A 16,245-nucleotide genomic window follows, 5' to 3' on the forward strand; every position below is an offset into this window, starting at 1 on the left:
GTGTGTCCTTTCTAGTTATTTCTATTCTTTAGTGTTGATCTTGAGTCTCCCACTCACTCTTCAGCAAGCCGTACCTCAAATCATCACAGCGATTGCCTTGGGCATCTTTGCGGTCTCTTATGCGAGCTTCGAGGGTAAAGCCAAGCTTTTCCGCGACTCGTTGACTTTGAAGGTTGTATCCAAAGCAGACCAGTTCTATCTTGTGAAGCCCCAATTCTTTAAAGCCTAAGTCAATCAAGGCTCGCGCTGCTTCTGGCACATAACCTCGGCCCCAATAGTCTGGGTGCAAGGTATAGCCAATTTCCAGCACATCATCTTCGTGGCGATGGTTGAAGTCGACAGAACCAATGATTGTATCGGTCCCTTTAACTACTATGCCGTAACCAGCTGGGAGATTGTCCTTTTCATTGCGCTCGGGAAGGATATGTTCTAGGTAATAAATCTCATCTTCCAAGGTCTTGACAGGTGGAAAACCTGCTGGGTAAGAGACTTCTGGACGACTAGCATAGTCAAAGATATCTTCAACATCCGCCACTGTTCGGACTCGCAAGACCAGTCGATCCGTTTCGATTTTATCTGGCAACTCAGCTCTTGTCATTCTTCTTCCTCGCTTTCTTCATAAAGCTCCCCATGGGATCGACTCGGTCATCTAGATAACGATAAACACGCTGGTGCCCGTCCCCCATAAAGTAAGTTGGCGCAAAGCGGTCATTTTTAAAATGCCCCTTGTCATCTAAGAGCTCTGGATCAGCCAGTCGCTCGAGAATCTTGGCAAAAATATGACAGATGCCATCTTCCTCAATAATCCGATCCACCTGACAATCCAAAACGACTGGACAAGCTTCTAAAATCGGTGCCTGAGTTCGTTCAGAAATCTCATAGTCAAGGCCCAAGTGTTTCAATTTCTCCCTATGGCTGATAAAACCAGCCTGCTCCATCTGGAGCATGAGATTTTCATCAGGGATGTTGACAGTGAACTGTTGATAATGCTTAATCTGGTCAGCCGCATTTTCCTCACTACCAACACCGATGACCAGCCAATCTCCCAAGCTATAAGAGGAACTGCAAGTCGTGATATTGTCCCCAAAGTTCTGGTCCTGATACCCCAAGATGAAAATCGGAAAACCGTAGTAGAGTTTGCTGGTGTTAAAAGATTGTTTCATGACAAGCTCCTTCAGCTAGCGGGATAAAAGAAAAATCGTCCCTGTCATTAATCTGACAGGGACGAATGTGTTGATCCGCGGTACCACCCAATTTCGGGCAATGCCCGCAACTTTGTTTATTTCATTTTCATCCATTAGCAACTAGTTCTGACACATTTGTGGACTTCTCAGCACCGCCACTTTCTGTAAAATGTGGGATTCAAAACACCTCTAATAGGTTCATTTTAGCAAGTTTTCCTGGAAATAGCAAGAAATCATAAAAGCGATTATTTAAATTTAACGCCTAGTTCTTTCAATTTCTTGATTGTAGCTGGGCCGATTCCTTTAAGGGCCAACAACTCTTTTTCTGTCCAGTTTGCGAAGTCCGCAACAGAGCGAATACCTTCATCATAGAATGTTTGCGCACGATCAAGTGCCACACCTTCCAAACTTGCAGCAAATTCTTCCACTGAAGAAGCTGCTTGTTTCACTTCTTTCGCCACTGCTTTTGTAGCTTTCTCAACCTTTTTAGGTGCTTCTTTCACAGCTGCAGTTACAGTTGCGACAGCTTTTTTCAAAAGATGTCTATTTTGATGTTTGTATTGTTTCGCACGGTTTACGTTCTTCTTTGCCATTTTTCCTCCTAAATTCAGTGATCAATTCCTAAGGCAACAAGGTTTCATCACCATAATTCCATTCAATAATCCGTTGATGTCATTTCAACTTTTTTATTGTATCACAATCCCCTAAAAAATCAAGTCATTGCTCAATTTTCAGGTAAATCTAGCCAGTAAAACGCCTTCAATAAGGCCATTTTAATATTTTCTTTCACCAAAGAGGCCATCTGGTAAATCATGAAATCCTTTTCCAGCATGGAAATTTTCAAACTTCCCTTGCAAGAACTGATAAGCGTCCAAACGGCTTTCATAGCGAATCATAGCAATTTTAGCTCGCTCATCCTGGTCTTCGTCAAAAACCTTCTTACTTTCTTCGAGAGCCATTTCATTGATCATGACTTGAGTCTTGATCCACTCCTCAAACTCCTTCATAAAATCTGTTTCGTAACTCATCTTTACTCCATTCCTCTATAAAAATCCGTATCGATCTCCCGATAAGGTTGAATGTCCTGAACATATTCCAAGACACCTTGAAAATCCCCTGCTTCATCACGCACGGCTGCATAGGTGACATGGACAAATTTCCCACGCGATTCTGATTTGAACCACATTTCATACTTGTCTTTTTTCCCTTCACGAAGCCCTTGCATGATGGCTTTGACCTTCTCCAAGTATTTCGGAGGGTGACACAGCTCAACATTACGTCCTACCTGTGATGGCGTCCTCTTAAAAATCATTTCCTCAAAAGGCGCAGCATCATTGTAATATTGGAAAATATCATCCTTATTGACAAAGGTGATCTCCATCGGCAGATGATTCAAGATCAAATTCGCTTGCTCCACTGACAAATAGCCATTACCAAACGGTTGAGGTTGGTTGCGATCGAAATTCTCTTCTTTTTTCTTAGGCGTGAAGGTAATCGTCAACTGTCCCTCAGGAGTCTCAATGACCTGACGGTGCTCGTCTCCATTTGAAGAAGAAAGCGGTTCAGTTGAACCTTCTGACTCTTCAGACGCTTCCTCCTTGAAGTCCACGCGTTTCGGCACCCATTTCTCACTTGGGAGAATAATGGCATAACCATAAGCATCACTTTCTTCTGCAATGGAGAGCCAGTCATCCTGGGTAAAGGCCTCCAACAAAATCATCAAGAGAATCGACTCTTCCTTGAAGATCATGCCCTCAAATTCTTGCGCAAAGGCTTCAAAGAGCTCTTTGACTTCTAAGATACTAGAATCCGGTAATTTCTTGGCCACATCCAAAACTTTCGCAAAGAGTTCCCGAATCTGGTCATCCACTCCCCACATCACTTTTGGTGGGGAATCATGCCCATATTTTTCCATAATCGGAAACATCAACTCTTCCTTACGACGGTAATGCCGGTCAAATTGACCCACCAAACCCAGCTGACGTAACAATCCCTTATGAATCTCCTGAATCATCTCAGGATCCTCAGTCGTCTCATAATTGTCTAGCAAGCGGCGTACCCGCATCATAGCCGCACGAAGGGCTAGATTCTCCTGTTTAAAGATTTGAACAGGATGACCAGGGTGGTCGGTATCTGCTACTTCGACCCCTTGAACCGCATTCTTAAAGAGATTGGCATGGACATCGCACAGCTCCATGACATCCTCAAAGGTGATGCCTGCATCGGAGTTCATCAGTTCATGCTCCATAAGGGAGATCTCAATCGCAGAAACCCCTGCAAAAGTCGCATCAAACCGTTCCTGAACCGATTCAGGGGAAGCTCCATGATGAAGCTCTAATAAGATATCTCTTAAGACATGAATTCGTTCATCACTCATTGGTCTAGCCCCACTACTTCATAGCCATTAGCCTCTAGCGTTCGCACAATCTTCTCCATAGGCGTACCTTCTAATTTTGATCCTTGTTTCAAAGAAACCTTGCGCCCAACTGTATTGCGCATGATCGGATTGGCTAAGGGTTTAAAGCCCAACTCCACCAACAAATCCAATACTTCCGGATGTTGATCAATGACTTGAGCCACTGGAATCGATACATCAATAACATTGTCCATTTTCCTATTTCCTTCACTCATTCTGTTCATTTTCTCTTCTTCACTAATTTCACAACTGCTTCTGTGCGTGCAGTATGGGGGAACATATCCACTGATTGAATATATTCAACCTAATAAACCTTCGTCAAAGCCACTAGATCGCGTGCCAAAGTAGAGACATTACAAGAGACATAGACCATCTTTTCAGGTGCATACTGCAACAAGGTCTCGATTAATTTTGTACCCAAGCCCGTACGAGGTGGATCCACAATCACAGCATTAGCTCGATAGCCTTCTTGGTACCAGCGAGGAATGATCTCCTCTGCTGTACCAGCCTCATAGTGGGTATTCTCAAATCCCATCCGTTTAGCATTGTATTTGGCATCTTCAATCGCTTCAGGAATAATATCCATCCCCCGAACACTTTTCACTCTATTAGCAAAAGCAAACCCAATCGTTCCAACCCCACAATAGGCATCTATCAAATGATCCTCTGGAGAAACATCTAGAGCCTTGACAGCCTCACTATACAATACTTCAGTTTGTTCCGGATTCAACTGGTAAAAGGCTCGAGGAGAAAGGGAGAATTCATAATCCAAAACCCCTTCCAAAATGGCTTCTTCTCCCCAAATAATCTGCGTTTGTTCCCCATAAATTTCACTGGATCGAGACGTATTTTTATTAACAGCAACTGTGACAATCTCAGGGTGTTTCGTGACCAAGTCTTGCACCAAATTATTTAGGTTAATCTGACGACTGGTAACCACAATGATCTGAACCTGACCAGACTTCCGAGCCCGTCGAATCATCATGGTTCTAACACCCAGTTCTTTACGTTCATCAGCAATCGGAATCTGATAATAGGTCAGTAAATCCGCTAGATCGTTGGCGATAGCTTGAATAACCGGATCTTGAACCAAACAATCCTTTAATTCCACCAAATAATGTGAATTTTGAGCATAGAGGCCCGCCTTCACCTGACCTTTGAATTTCCTTGTTTGAAATTGCAATTTTGCCCGATAGTAAAGCGGCTCCTGCATTCCAATTGTCGGCCGAATATCATACTGTTCAAATCCTTCAGGTGAGAACTTCTTCAAGGCCTGTTGCAACAAATCTGTCTTAAACTCCAGTTGCTTGTCATACTTCAAATGCATGATTTGGCAACCACCACAGGTCTCATAGATATCACACATGGGCGTCACACGAAACTTAGAGGCCTTATTCACAGATAGGAGTTTGGCTTCCGCAAAATTTTTCTTGACACTTGTAATTTGGCAGAAGATATCTTCTCCCTTCAGAGCACCTGGCACAAAGACAAGTGTTTTTTTATAAAAGCCAATCCCTTCTCCATTAATTCCCATTCGTTTAATTTTCAAAGGAATTTTTTGTTTTACTTTAACGTTCATATCCCTATCTTAACACATTTTTCGGTATAATAAAAACATGAAAATTACAAAACTAGAAAAGAAAAAAAGACTCTACCTCCTTGAATTAGACAACGATCAAAAACTTTATATTACAGAAGACACCATCGTCAAATATTTCCTTTCCAAAGAGAAAGAAATCAGTGAAGAAGAACTAAAAGAAATCCAAGAGTTTGCACAATACTCCTATGGTAAAAACCTGGCCCTTTATCATCTTTCTTTTAAAGCCCGAACAACAAAAGAAGTCCGAGACTACCTAACAAAATATGAGATTGATCGTAGCATGATTGATAAAGTGGTCCAACACCTAAAAGAAGACAAGTGGTTAGATGATCGTCAATATGCAAGAACCCTGATAGAGGCCAACCTTCTCAGCGGCGATAAGGGACCTGCCTTATTACAACAAAAAATTCAACAAAAAGGGATCCCAAAATCTATCCTTCAAGAAATTCTTGCAGACTATGATTTCTCAGAAGTGATCGACCGTACCGCAATAAAACTCCTAAAAAAATACCAAGGAAAATACCCGTTAAAAGCTATTGAAACGAAAATCATCCAAGCACTCATTTCAAAAGGCTTTGCTTACAACCAAGCAAAGATAGCATCCCAAAATCTCGAACTAGAAGCAGATGAAGAAACAACAAATGAGCTCATTCTAAAAGAGTTAGAAAAACAATACCGTAAATACAGTAAAAAATATGAAGGCTATGACCTAAAACAACGTTTAACCCAAGCACTGGCCAGAAAAGGCTACGATTATAGTGATATAACATCAGCCATTAGAGAATTTTTAGATTCATAAACCAAATTGAAAATTAAATAGAAAAATAAGAAAAAATTTGAAAAAATATGATACAATATAGAGGATATACTTAGATTGTAGAAAGTTGGTAAGTTATGAAACTACCTAAAGAAGGCGACTTTATTACAATTCAAAGTTATAAACATGATGGCAGTTTACACCGTACATGGCGTGACACAATGGTATTAAAGATAACCGAAAATGCAATTATTGGAGTAAATGATCATACACTTGTTACTGAAAGTGATGGTAGACGTTGGATTACACGTGAACCAGCGATCGTATATTTCCATAAAAAATATTGGTTTAACATCATCGCCATGATTCGTGACAATGGTGTGTCTTACTACTGTAACCTAGCAAGTCCTTTTCACATTGACCAAGAAGCCTTAAAATATATCGACTATGATCTCGATGTCAAGGTCTTTACCAATGGTGAAAAAAAATTGTTAGATGTTGAAGAATACGAGCAGCATAAAGAAAAAATGCACTATTCAGATGACATCGACTTTATTTTAAAGGAAAATGTTAAGGTTCTAGTAGATTGGATAAACCAAAACAAAGGTCCCTTTTCTGAGGAATATATCAAAATTTGGTATAACCGTTATGTTGAACTGCGAAATAAATAAAGTTGGAAAGAGCGCAAGCTCTTTTTTCTTTTAAATTAATAAAAAAATAACTACAAAAAAAAGTCTAATGACAACCATTAGACTTTTTCGATACACTATCGGGAAGACAGGATTCGAACCTGCGACACCTTGGTCCCAAACCAAGTACTCTACCAAGCTGAGCTACTTCCCGATCTAAAGCTACCGCTTTATGCACCCTAGAGGAGTCGAACCTCTAACCGCCTGATTCGTAGTCAGGTACTCTATCCAGTTGAGCTAAGGGTGCTCATTCCTATTCAATTATTACATAGCCTTCCGACCATGCACCCTAGAGGAGTCGAACCTCTAACCGCCTGATTCGTAGTCAGGTACTCTATCCAGTTGAGCTAAGGGTGCTTCTTTCAACCTTTGTCTATGCCGAGGACCGGAATCGAACCGGTACGATCGTTACCAATCGCAGGATTTTAAGTCCTGTGCGTCTGCCAGTTCCGCCACCCCGGCCTCCTCAAGCGAACGACGGGATTCGAACCCGCGACCCCCACCTTGGCAAGGTGGTGTTCTACCACTGAACTACGTTCGCATTGCTTTCTTTATATAAAAAAATGCCGGCTACATGACTTGAACACGCGACCCTCTGATTACAAATCAGATGCTCTACCAACTGAGCTAAGCCGGCTCATTATTATTCTATTATGCGGGTTAAGGGACTTGAACCCCCACGCCGTAAAGCGCCAGATCCTAAATCTGGTGCGTCTGCCAATTCCGCCAAACCCGCAAAATATGACCCGTACTGGGCTCGAACCAGTGACCCATTGATTAAAAGTCAATTGCTCTACCAACTGAGCTAACGAGTCTTAAAATAATTTTCATTATCTTAACGGTCCCGACGGGAATCGAACCCGCGATCTTCGCCGTGACAGGGCGACGTGATAACCGCTACACTACGGGACCTATGGGAGTTAACGGGATCGAACCGCTGACCCTCTGCTTGTAAGGCAGATGCTCTCCCAGCTGAGCTAAACTCCCTTATGGTCGTTTAACTCAGCCAACGGTCAGAAACTTCGTTTCTCTTTTCCGCCGATTGGAATCTCGATTCCCTCTCCATTCCAACTAAGCTAAACTCCCAAATGAGCCTAGTATCTACTAGGCTCAATCTCTTGCTAAGCGACTACCTTATCTCACAGGGGGCAACCCCCAACTACTTCCGGCGTTCTAGGGCTTAACTGCTGTGTTCGGCATGGGTACAGGTGTATCTCCTAGGCTATCGTCACTTAACTCTGAATGATTAAACATTCAAAATTGAACATCTATATTCTAACAAGTTAACCTTTCGTTGTCAATATCTTCTGACTCTTTGGATAAGTCCTCGAGCTATTAGTATTAGTCCGCTCCATTGCTCACACAACTTCCACTCCTAACCTATCTACCTGATCTTCTCTCAGGGCTCTTACTGATATAAAATCATGGGAAATCTCATCTTGAGGTGGGTTTCACACTTAGATGCTTTCAGCGTTTATCCCTTCCCTACATAGCTACCCAGCGATGCCTCTGGCGAGACAACTGGTACACCAGCGGTAAGTCCACTCTGGTCCTCTCGTACTAGGAGCAGATCCTCTCAAATTTCCTACGCCCGCGACGGATAGGGACCGAACTGTCTCACGACGTTCTGAACCCAGCTCGCGTGCCGCTTTAATGGGCGAACAGCCCAACCCTTGGGACCGACTACAGCCCCAGGATGCGACGAGCCGACATCGAGGTGCCAAACCTCCCCGTCGATGTGAACTCTTGGGGGAGATAAGCCTGTTATCCCCAGGGTAGCTTTTATCCGTTGAGCGATGGCCCTTCCATACGGAACCACCGGATCACTAAGCCCGACTTTCGTCCCTGCTCGAGTTGTAGCTCTCGCAGTCAAGCTCCCTTATACCTTTACACTCTGCGAATGATTTCCAACCATTCTGAGGGAACCTTTGGGCGCCTCCGTTACCTTTTAGGAGGCGACCGCCCCAGTCAAACTGCCCGTCAGACACTGTCTCCGTAGATGATAAACCTACCGGGTTAGAGTGGCCATAACACAAGGGTAGTATCCCAACAACGCCTCCATCGAAACTGGCGTCCCGATATCAATGGCTCCTACCTATCCTGTACATGTGGTACAGACACTCAATATCAAACTGCAGTAAAGCTCCATGGGGTCTTTCCGTCCTGTCGCGGGTAACCTGCATCTTCACAGGTACTAAAATTTCACCGAGTCTCTCGTTGAGACAGTGCCCAAATCATTACGCCTTTCGTGCGGGTCGGAACTTACCCGACAAGGAATTTCGCTACCTTAGGACCGTTATAGTTACGGCCGCCGTTTACTGGGGCTTCAATTCATACCTTCGCTTACGCTAAGCACTCCTCTTAACCTTCCAGCACCGGGCAGGCGTCACCCCCTATACATCATCTTACGATTTAGCAGAGAGCTGTGTTTTTGATAAACAGTTGCTTGGGCCTATTCACTGCGGCTGACTGAAAGCCAGCACCCCTTCTCCCGAAGTTACGGGGTCATTTTGCCGAGTTCCTTAACGAGAGTTCTCTCGCTCACCTGAGGCTACTCGCCTCGACTACCTGTGTCGGTTTGCGGTACGGGTAGAGTATGATTAACGCTAGAAGCTTTTCTTGGCAGTGTGACGTCACTAACTTCGCTACTAAACTTCGCTCCCCATCACAGCTCAATGTTATAGAATTAAGCATTTAACTCAATTCACACCTCACTGCTTAGACGTGCACTTCCAGTCGCACGCTTTAGTTAGCCTACTGCGTCCCTCCTTCACTACATACTCTAGTACAGGAATATCAACCTGTTGTCCATCGGATACACCTTTCGGTCTCTCCTTAGGTCCCGACTAACCCAGGGCGGACGAGCCTTCCCCTGGAAACCTTAGTCTTACGGTGGACAGGATTCTCACCTGTCTTTCGCTACTCATACCGGCATTCTCACTTCTATGCGTTCCAGCGCTCCTCACGGTACACCTTCGCCACACATAGAACGCTCTCCTACCATACCTATAAAGGTATCCACAGCTTCGGTAAATTGTTTTAGCCCCGGTACATTTTCGGCGCAGGGTCACTCGACTAGTGAGCTATTACGCACTCTTTGAATGAATAGCTGCTTCTAAGCTAACATCCTAGTTGTCTGTGCAACCCCACATCCTTTTCCACTTAACAATTATTTTGGGACCTTAGCTGGTGGTCTGGGCTGTTTCCCTTTCGACTACGGATCTTAGCACTCGCAGTCTGACTGCCGACCATAATTCATTGGCATTCGGAGTTTATCTGAGATTGGTAATCCGGGATGGACCCCTCACCCAAACAGTGCTCTACCTCCAAGAATCTTAATGTCGACGCTAGCCCTAAAGCTATTTCGGAGAGAACCAGCTATCTCCAAGTTCGTTTGGAATTTCTCCGCTACCCACAAGTCATCCAAGCACTTTTCAACGTGCCCTGGTTCGGTCCTCCAGTGAGTTTTACCTCACCTTCAACCTGCTCATGGGTAGGTCACATGGTTTCGGGTCTACGACATAATACTATTGCGCCCTATTCAGACTCGGTTTCCCTACGGCTCCGTCTCTTCAACTTAACCTCGCATCATATCGTAACTCGCCGGTTCATTCTACAAAAGGCACGCTCTCACCCATTAACGGGCTCGAACTTGTTGTAGGCACACGGTTTCAGGTTCTATTTCACTCCCCTCCCGGGGTGCTTTTCACCTTTCCCTCACGGTACTGGTTCACTATCGGTCACTAGAGAGTATTTAGGGTTGGGAGATGGTCCTCCCAGATTCCGACGGGATTTCTCGTGTCCCGCCGTACTCAGGATACTGCTAGGTATAAAGACTATTTCGAATACGAGGCTCTTACTCTCTTTGGCTGACCTTCCCATGTCATTCTTCTATAATCTTTAAGTCCACATTGCAGTCCTACAACCCCGAAGAGTAAACTCTTCGGTTTGCCCTCCTGCCGTTTCGCTCGCCGCTACTCAGGCAATCGCTTTTGCTTTCTCTTCCTGCAGCTACTTAGATGTTTCAGTTCACTGCGTCTTCCTCTACCTATCCTTAACAGATAGGAGTACTAGCCATTAGCTAGTGGGTTCCCCCATTCGGACATCTCTGGATCGTCGCTTACTTACAGCTCCCCAAAGCATTTCGTCGTTTGTCACGTCCTTCTTCGGCTTCTAGTGCCAAGGCATCCACCGTGCGCCCTTATTAACTTAACCTTATTTTTGGTCTTGCGACCTAAACTCTTTAAATATTTACAGCGTTTCGGTTTATTTTCTTGTTACTATTTGATATAGATATTCAATTTTCAATGTTCAATCTTAACACCCTTATAGTGTTAATGGAGCCTAGCGGGATCGAACCGCTGACCTCCTGCGTGCAAAGCAGGCGCTCTCCCAGCTGAGCTAAGGCCCCACAAGACCTCTCAAAACTAAACAAGACCAACGTACAGGTTTCCTTTTCCTTAGAAAGGAGGTGATCCAGCCGCACCTTCCGATACGGCTACCTTGTTACGACTTCACCCCAATCATCTATCCCACCTTAGGCGGCTGGCTCCAAATGGTTACCTCACCGACTTCGGGTGTTACAAACTCTCGTGGTGTGACGGGCGGTGTGTACAAGGCCCGGGAACGTATTCACCGCGGCGTGCTGATCCGCGATTACTAGCGATTCCGACTTCATGTAGGCGAGTTGCAGCCTACAATCCGAACTGAGACTGGCTTTAAGAGATTAGCTTGCCGTCACCGACTCGCGACTCGTTGTACCAGCCATTGTAGCACGTGTGTAGCCCAGGTCATAAGGGGCATGATGATTTGACGTCATCCCCACCTTCCTCCGGTTTATTACCGGCAGTCTCGCTAGAGTGCCCAACTCAATGATGGCAACTAACAATAGGGGTTGCGCTCGTTGCGGGACTTAACCCAACATCTCACGACACGAGCTGACGACAACCATGCACCACCTGTCACCTCTGTCCCGAGGGAAAACTCTATCTCTAGAGCGGTCAGAGGGATGTCAAGACCTGGTAAGGTTCTTCGCGTTGCTTCGAATTAAACCACATGCTCCACCGCTTGTGCGGGCCCCCGTCAATTCCTTTGAGTTTCAACCTTGCGGTCGTACTCCCCAGGCGGAGTGCTTAATGCGTTAGCTGCGGCACTGAGTCCCGGAAAGGACCCAACACCTAGCACTCATCGTTTACGGCGTGGACTACCAGGGTATCTAATCCTGTTTGCTCCCCACGCTTTCGAGCCTCAGCGTCAGTTACAGACCAGAGAGCCGCTTTCGCCACCGGTGTTCCTCCATATATCTACGCATTTCACCGCTACACATGGAATTCCACTCTCCCCTTCTGCACTCAAGTTAAACAGTTTCCAAAGCGTACTATGGTTAAGCCACAGCCTTTAACTTCAGACTTATCTAACCGCCTGCGCTCGCTTTACGCCCAATAAATCCGGATAACGCTCGGGACCTACGTATTACCGCGGCTGCTGGCACGTAGTTAGCCGTCCCTTTCTGGTAAGATACCGTCACAGCGTGAACTTTCCACTCTCACACTCGTTCTTCTCTTACAACAGAGCTTTACGATCCGAAAACCTTCTTCACTCACGCGGCGTTGCTCGGTCAGGGTTGCCCCCATTGCCGAAGATTCCCTACTGCTGCCTCCCGTAGGAGTCTGGGCCGTGTCTCAGTCCCAGTGTGGCCGATCACCCTCTCAGGTCGGCTATGTATCGTCGCCTTGGTGAGCCGTTACCTCACCAACTAGCTAATACAACGCAGGTCCATCTCTTAGTGATGCAATTGCACCTTTCAAGTCAACATCATGCAATGTCGACTTTTATGCGGTATTAGCTATCGTTTCCAATAGTTATCCCCCGCTAAGAGGCAGGTTACCTACGCGTTACTCACCCGTTCGCAACTCTTCCAGAAGAGCAAGCTCCTCCTTCAGCGTTCTACTTGCATGTATTAGGCACGCCGCCAGCGTTCATCCTGAGCCAGGATCAAACTCTCATTAAAATAATTGTTTGTCTTAAACTCATTCTGTCACTGACAGATTTATTGTTTCTTTATTGTTCAGTTACTATAACCTTAGTTATAGCGCCCTGCACATTGGTTCGTCTTGTTCAGTTTTCAAAGGTCTTTGTCGCTCTCGCGCGACAACTATATTAGTATATCATGACCTACACTTACTGTCAACACTTTTTTTCAAAAATTTTTACTTTCTTGAAAGTTTTTTGTTTATATAAAAAAATCAGGAGCATCAATACCCCTGATTCCTCTATAATTTAATTGATGTTTTCAATCTCTTTTTGATCTCTATTCTTTTACTTCCAATAGACCGATATCTCCGTCTTCTCTACGGTAGATAACATTAGTTGTGTTGTCTTCTGCATCACGATAAATGAAGAAATCGTGTGCTAATAGATCCATTTGAAGGATCGCTTCATCTATATCCATTGGTTCTAGATCAATTGTTTTTGAGCGAACAACTTTATCTGTGGTTGTTGCTTCTTCTACAACTACATCGGTAAACAATTTACCTGCACCAGATTTAACACGATTTTTCTTTTCGATTTTTGTTTTATTCTTACGAATTTGACGTTCAATTTTATCCACAACCAGATCAATTGAACCGTACATATCTTGAGAGACATCTTCTGCACGCAGTGTAATAGATCCAAGCGGAATAGTTACTTCTACTTTTGCGGTCTTTTCACGGTAAACTTTTAAGTTTACTCGAGCGTCTAGCTCTTGATCTGCCTGAAAATATTTTTCAATCTTTTCGAGTTTAGAAACGACATAGTCGCGAATGGCTTCTGTTACTTCTAGGTTTTCACCACGGATACTATATTTAATCATATTAGTACCTACTTTCTAAACATTATGTTTTTATTTATATGTATATTATAACGCTTTCATAAACTTTTTGCAAATCTTTTTTTACCTTGCGATTGAAAATGTCTTTATTTCTTTCACACCTTTTTCAATTAGTAGGCGCTTCATTAATTCGATTGTTTTGCCCGTTGTGTAGATATCATCAAAGATAAGATATTTCTGCTTTTTTGAAACTTCTTCTTTTAATTGAAAGTGTTGAGAGGTTTTTAATCTTTCTTCTCTTGTTTTTTTTGATTGGGCTAAGCTGTCTTCTTTTTGGAAGAGACTGCTGTACTTTATTTCTGCAAAATCTAATATAGTCGAAACCTGATTAAATCCTCTCTCCTGCTTTTTTTCATGGCTGATTGGAGTCGGTATTATCGTATAGCTTTTATATTTTTTCAAGGCTTTTTTGATTTCACATGCAAATACCATTCCTAATAAACGATCTCCTTCAAATTTATATCGCTTGAAATAGTCCTTCATTGCTGCATTATATCTATATAATGCTTCATGTTCTACCATATTCCCCTTTTGTATCCAGTATTCGCAATCTTTACATACTTTCTCCTCCTTATCTTTATAACATCTAGGACAATGGATTTCGTCAATTTGTTCGAAGTCTTCTTTGCATTCTTTACAAATCCATTCTTCTTGTTGATTCATAAAAATAAGGTCTGTGAAATGTTCACCAGTTTTCAACTCTTTAGTACAAAGCAAACATTCTTTCAAAATCCAGCCTCCTGATTCATTTCCTTTATTTCTTTGATCGCTTTCTTCATTTCTCGTGTTATGCCATCTGATAGGAAAAGTAGTTTACCTGTTGGTCTTTCTTTACTTCGACCGACCCTTCCTGAAATTTGTACGAGGGTACTTTTAGTAAATAATTTATGATTACTTTCTAAAACAAAGACATCTACAAACGGAAAGGTCACTCCTCTTTCTAAAATAGTTGTAGAGACTAGCATGGTTATGGCTCTGTTTCTAAACTCTTCTACCATTCGTAGACGGTCTGTTGTCTGTGAGGATACAAAACCTACTGTTTCTTTGGGAAAGTATTTTTTTAAGTTCTCAGTGAATTGTTGTCCTAATTCTATTTCAGATACAAAGATTAACAATGGGTAGTGAGTCTGTCTTTGTTTCTTGATCAGTTGCAATAGTTCGTAAGGGATTCTTCCTTTTTCTATTTTTTCTCTAATTTTCGGCACCCATTTTATTTTAGGGACCACTAGTGGGTTCCCATGAAATCTTCTTGGGAGACTATAACGAATGATTTCTTTTTTCTTGACCTTTTTATCTAACTCATCTGTAGAGGTTGCTGTCAAATATAGGGTATTCCCCTCTTTTTTTATTGCATTCTGAGCTGCTTTATATAAGATTGGATTATCCACATATGGAAAAGCATCTACCTCATCTATAATAAGGAGATCAAAGGCCTGATAAAACTTTAGCAATTGGTGGGTTGTAGCGATCACTAAAGGCGTTCTAAAATAGGGCTCTGATTCTCCATGAAGCAAAGAGATGGAGCAGGAAAAATCTTCCTCCATCCTTCCGTACAATTCTATACAGACATCGATTCTTGGGGTAGCAATACAGACTGCTTTTCCTGCCTTGATCGCTGTTGCTACAACCTGGTACATCATTTCCGTTTTTCCAGCTCCTGTCACAGCATGTACCAAGGCATGTTTTCCTGCTTTAACTGCTTGGATAAGTCCTTCAGATACCTCTTGTTGATAGGAAGTCAAGGTCCCTTTCCAGTTTAGCACCTCTTTTCCTTCAAAGTCTTGCTGTCCAATAGCATAAAGTTTTTGATCACTCCGGATCCTTCCCAATTGGATACAGGCTCTACAATACAGTACCTCTTCACTCAACTTCCACAGTTTTTGATCAATCAAACTGCCACATCGAAAGCATTGGTACCTTCCATTCTGTTTTTCTATAGCTGGAAATTCTTGGGCAATTTCTTTTAGATCATTTGTCATTTGACTCTCCGTTAAGAGTCTTCCATAAGAATCTTCTATCTTCATACTTATTAATTCGCAAAAGTTGGAGAAAATCATTCTTTTTTTGTAAAATAAGAATATGGAATATGTTACATTTAAAGAGAACGGTACTGTTCAAGAAGAAATCAAAAAGTCAAAATTCATTTGTCATGTCAAGCGAGTCTCCTCTGAAGAGGAAGCTAGAGATTTTATCAATGCCATCAAAAAAGAACACTATAAGGCTACACATAACTGCTCTGCTTTCATCATTGGAGAACAAAGTAATATCAAACGAACCAGTGACGATGGAGAGCCTAGTGGAACAGCTGGGATACCGATGTTAGGTGTTTTGGAGAATCATCGCATCACTAATAGTTGTGTCGTGGTTACCCGCTATTTCGGAGGTATTAAATTAGGTGCTGGCGGTCTGATTCGTGCTTATGCTGGAAGTGTTGCACAAGCAGTTCGAGAGATTGGACTGGTAGAAATCAAAGAGCAAGTGGTTCTTGGGATCACACTTTCTTATTCCCAATACCAAGAATTTGCTAATTTCTTAAAAGACCATCAATTGGCGGAACAAGATCCGATGTTTACAGATCAGGTGATGACAACTATTTTTGTAGATAAAGAAAACACAAATTCTATCACAGCAGCTTTAGTCGAATTTTACAATGGCAAAGTCATTATTGAGGACCAAGGAATTCGTGAGGTTGAAGTACCCCTGCTTTCTGTAGAAAAATAATTAAAAT

General features: G+C 43.0%; 12 protein-coding genes, 11 tRNA genes, 3 rRNA genes and 1 pseudogene. 3 read left to right on the forward strand and 24 right to left on the reverse strand.

Annotation, left to right across the window (positions count from 1 at the left end; genetic code table 11):
• Nucleotides 1–28: 28 nt before the first annotated feature.
• The 7 genes and pseudogenes from SM121_RS09170 to rlmD form a co-directional block, all read right to left on the reverse strand.
• Nucleotides 29–598 (reverse strand): GNAT family N-acetyltransferase, encoded by a 570-nt coding sequence (locus SM121_RS09170; RefSeq protein ID WP_155125438.1) that lies wholly within the window; start codon nucleotides 596–598, stop codon nucleotides 29–31.
• Nucleotides 585–1,163, reverse strand: a complete 579-nt coding sequence (locus tag SM121_RS09175) for a flavin reductase family protein (protein WP_155125436.1) — start codon at nucleotides 1,161–1,163, stop codon at nucleotides 585–587. The genes SM121_RS09170 and SM121_RS09175 overlap by 14 nt, the downstream gene beginning before the upstream one ends.
• A gap of 266 nt (nucleotides 1,164–1,429) precedes the next feature.
• Complete coding sequence (locus tag SM121_RS09180) at nucleotides 1,430–1,777, reverse strand: helix-hairpin-helix domain-containing protein (protein WP_003011968.1); 348 nt, start codon at nucleotides 1,775–1,777, stop codon at nucleotides 1,430–1,432.
• A gap of 180 nt (nucleotides 1,778–1,957) precedes the next feature.
• A complete protein-coding gene (locus SM121_RS09185; protein ID WP_155125434.1) occupies nucleotides 1,958–2,212 on the reverse strand; it encodes a DUF1912 family protein in 255 nt (84 codons plus the stop codon).
• Between the two features lie 2 nt (nucleotides 2,213–2,214).
• Nucleotides 2,215–3,561, reverse strand: coding sequence for a DUF438 domain-containing protein (locus SM121_RS09190; protein ID WP_155125432.1), 1,347 nt, complete (start codon nucleotides 3,559–3,561; stop codon nucleotides 2,215–2,217).
• On the reverse strand, nucleotides 3,558–3,794 hold the full coding sequence (locus SM121_RS09195) for a DUF1858 domain-containing protein (protein ID WP_003014300.1): 237 nt from the start codon (nucleotides 3,792–3,794) through the stop codon (nucleotides 3,558–3,560). The genes SM121_RS09190 and SM121_RS09195 overlap by 4 nt, the downstream gene beginning before the upstream one ends.
• 26 nt (nucleotides 3,795–3,820) lie before the next feature.
• Nucleotides 3,821–5,179 (reverse strand): annotated as a pseudogene (gene rlmD, locus SM121_RS09200) (23S rRNA (uracil(1939)-C(5))-methyltransferase RlmD).
• 37 nt (nucleotides 5,180–5,216) lie between these two features.
• Here rlmD and recX point away from each other — a divergent pair.
• The gene (recX, locus tag SM121_RS09205) at nucleotides 5,217–5,999 is read left to right on the forward strand and encodes a recombination regulator RecX (RefSeq protein ID WP_320910890.1); all 783 of its coding nucleotides are present in this window, start codon (nucleotides 5,217–5,219) and stop codon (nucleotides 5,997–5,999) included.
• A 95-nt stretch (nucleotides 6,000–6,094) separates the two neighbouring features.
• Nucleotides 6,095–6,628: a nucleoside tri-diphosphate phosphatase gene (gene ntdP, locus SM121_RS09210; RefSeq protein WP_003005798.1), complete on the forward strand. Its 534-nt coding sequence runs from the start codon at nucleotides 6,095–6,097 to the stop codon at nucleotides 6,626–6,628.
• Nucleotides 6,629–6,726: 98 nt separating this feature from the next.
• Here the strand turns inward: ntdP and SM121_RS09215 are convergent.
• From SM121_RS09215 to SM121_RS09295, 17 genes are all read right to left on the reverse strand, one after another.
• Nucleotides 6,727–6,800 (reverse strand) — tRNA-Pro (locus SM121_RS09215).
• A 19-nt stretch (nucleotides 6,801–6,819) separates the two neighbouring features.
• Nucleotides 6,820–6,893: transfer RNA gene (locus SM121_RS09220), tRNA-Arg, on the reverse strand.
• 36 nt (nucleotides 6,894–6,929) lie between these two features.
• Nucleotides 6,930–7,003, reverse strand: a tRNA-Arg gene (locus SM121_RS09225).
• Between the two features lie 19 nt (nucleotides 7,004–7,022).
• Nucleotides 7,023–7,108: transfer RNA gene (locus SM121_RS09230), tRNA-Leu, on the reverse strand.
• 7 nt (nucleotides 7,109–7,115) lie between these two features.
• Nucleotides 7,116–7,187: transfer RNA gene (locus tag SM121_RS09235), tRNA-Gly, on the reverse strand.
• A 23-nt stretch (nucleotides 7,188–7,210) separates the two neighbouring features.
• A tRNA-Thr gene (locus SM121_RS09240) sits at nucleotides 7,211–7,283 on the reverse strand.
• Nucleotides 7,284–7,300: 17 nt separating this feature from the next.
• Nucleotides 7,301–7,382 (reverse strand) — tRNA-Leu (locus tag SM121_RS09245).
• Between the two features lie 6 nt (nucleotides 7,383–7,388).
• A tRNA-Lys gene (locus SM121_RS09250) sits at nucleotides 7,389–7,461 on the reverse strand.
• A 24-nt stretch (nucleotides 7,462–7,485) separates the two neighbouring features.
• A tRNA-Asp gene (locus tag SM121_RS09255) sits at nucleotides 7,486–7,558 on the reverse strand.
• A gap of 2 nt (nucleotides 7,559–7,560) precedes the next feature.
• Nucleotides 7,561–7,633, reverse strand: a tRNA-Val gene (locus tag SM121_RS09260).
• A 133-nt stretch (nucleotides 7,634–7,766) separates the two neighbouring features.
• Nucleotides 7,767–7,882, reverse strand: a 5S ribosomal RNA gene (rrf, locus tag SM121_RS09265).
• A gap of 79 nt (nucleotides 7,883–7,961) precedes the next feature.
• Nucleotides 7,962–10,861 (reverse strand): 23S ribosomal RNA (locus SM121_RS09270).
• A 123-nt stretch (nucleotides 10,862–10,984) separates the two neighbouring features.
• A tRNA-Ala gene (locus SM121_RS09275) sits at nucleotides 10,985–11,057 on the reverse strand.
• Between the two features lie 53 nt (nucleotides 11,058–11,110).
• Nucleotides 11,111–12,656 (reverse strand): 16S ribosomal RNA (locus SM121_RS09280).
• Together the 16S, 23S and 5S rRNA genes with 11 tRNA genes alongside form the textbook arrangement of a ribosomal RNA operon.
• A gap of 300 nt (nucleotides 12,657–12,956) precedes the next feature.
• Nucleotides 12,957–13,499, reverse strand: coding sequence for a ribosome hibernation-promoting factor, HPF/YfiA family (gene hpf / locus SM121_RS09285; protein WP_320910891.1), 543 nt, complete (start codon nucleotides 13,497–13,499; stop codon nucleotides 12,957–12,959).
• 81 nt (nucleotides 13,500–13,580) lie between these two features.
• On the reverse strand, nucleotides 13,581–14,246 hold the full coding sequence (locus SM121_RS09290) for a ComF family protein (protein ID WP_320910892.1): 666 nt from the start codon (nucleotides 14,244–14,246) through the stop codon (nucleotides 13,581–13,583).
• Nucleotides 14,243–15,541: a DEAD/DEAH box helicase gene (locus SM121_RS09295; RefSeq protein WP_320910893.1), complete on the reverse strand. Its 1,299-nt coding sequence runs from the start codon at nucleotides 15,539–15,541 to the stop codon at nucleotides 14,243–14,245. Before SM121_RS09295 ends, SM121_RS09290 begins: the two co-directional genes overlap by 4 nt.
• A gap of 55 nt (nucleotides 15,542–15,596) precedes the next feature.
• On the opposite strand from SM121_RS09295, the gene SM121_RS09300 reads away from it, so the two are divergent.
• Nucleotides 15,597–16,238, forward strand: a complete 642-nt coding sequence (locus SM121_RS09300) for a YigZ family protein (RefSeq protein WP_320910894.1) — start codon at nucleotides 15,597–15,599, stop codon at nucleotides 16,236–16,238.
• Nucleotides 16,239–16,245: the final 7 nt, after the last annotated feature.

The sequence above is a fragment of the Streptococcus sp. S1 genome (assembly GCF_034137685.1).
GTDB classification, from domain to species: Bacteria; Bacillota; Bacilli; order Lactobacillales; family Streptococcaceae; genus Streptococcus; species Streptococcus dentalis.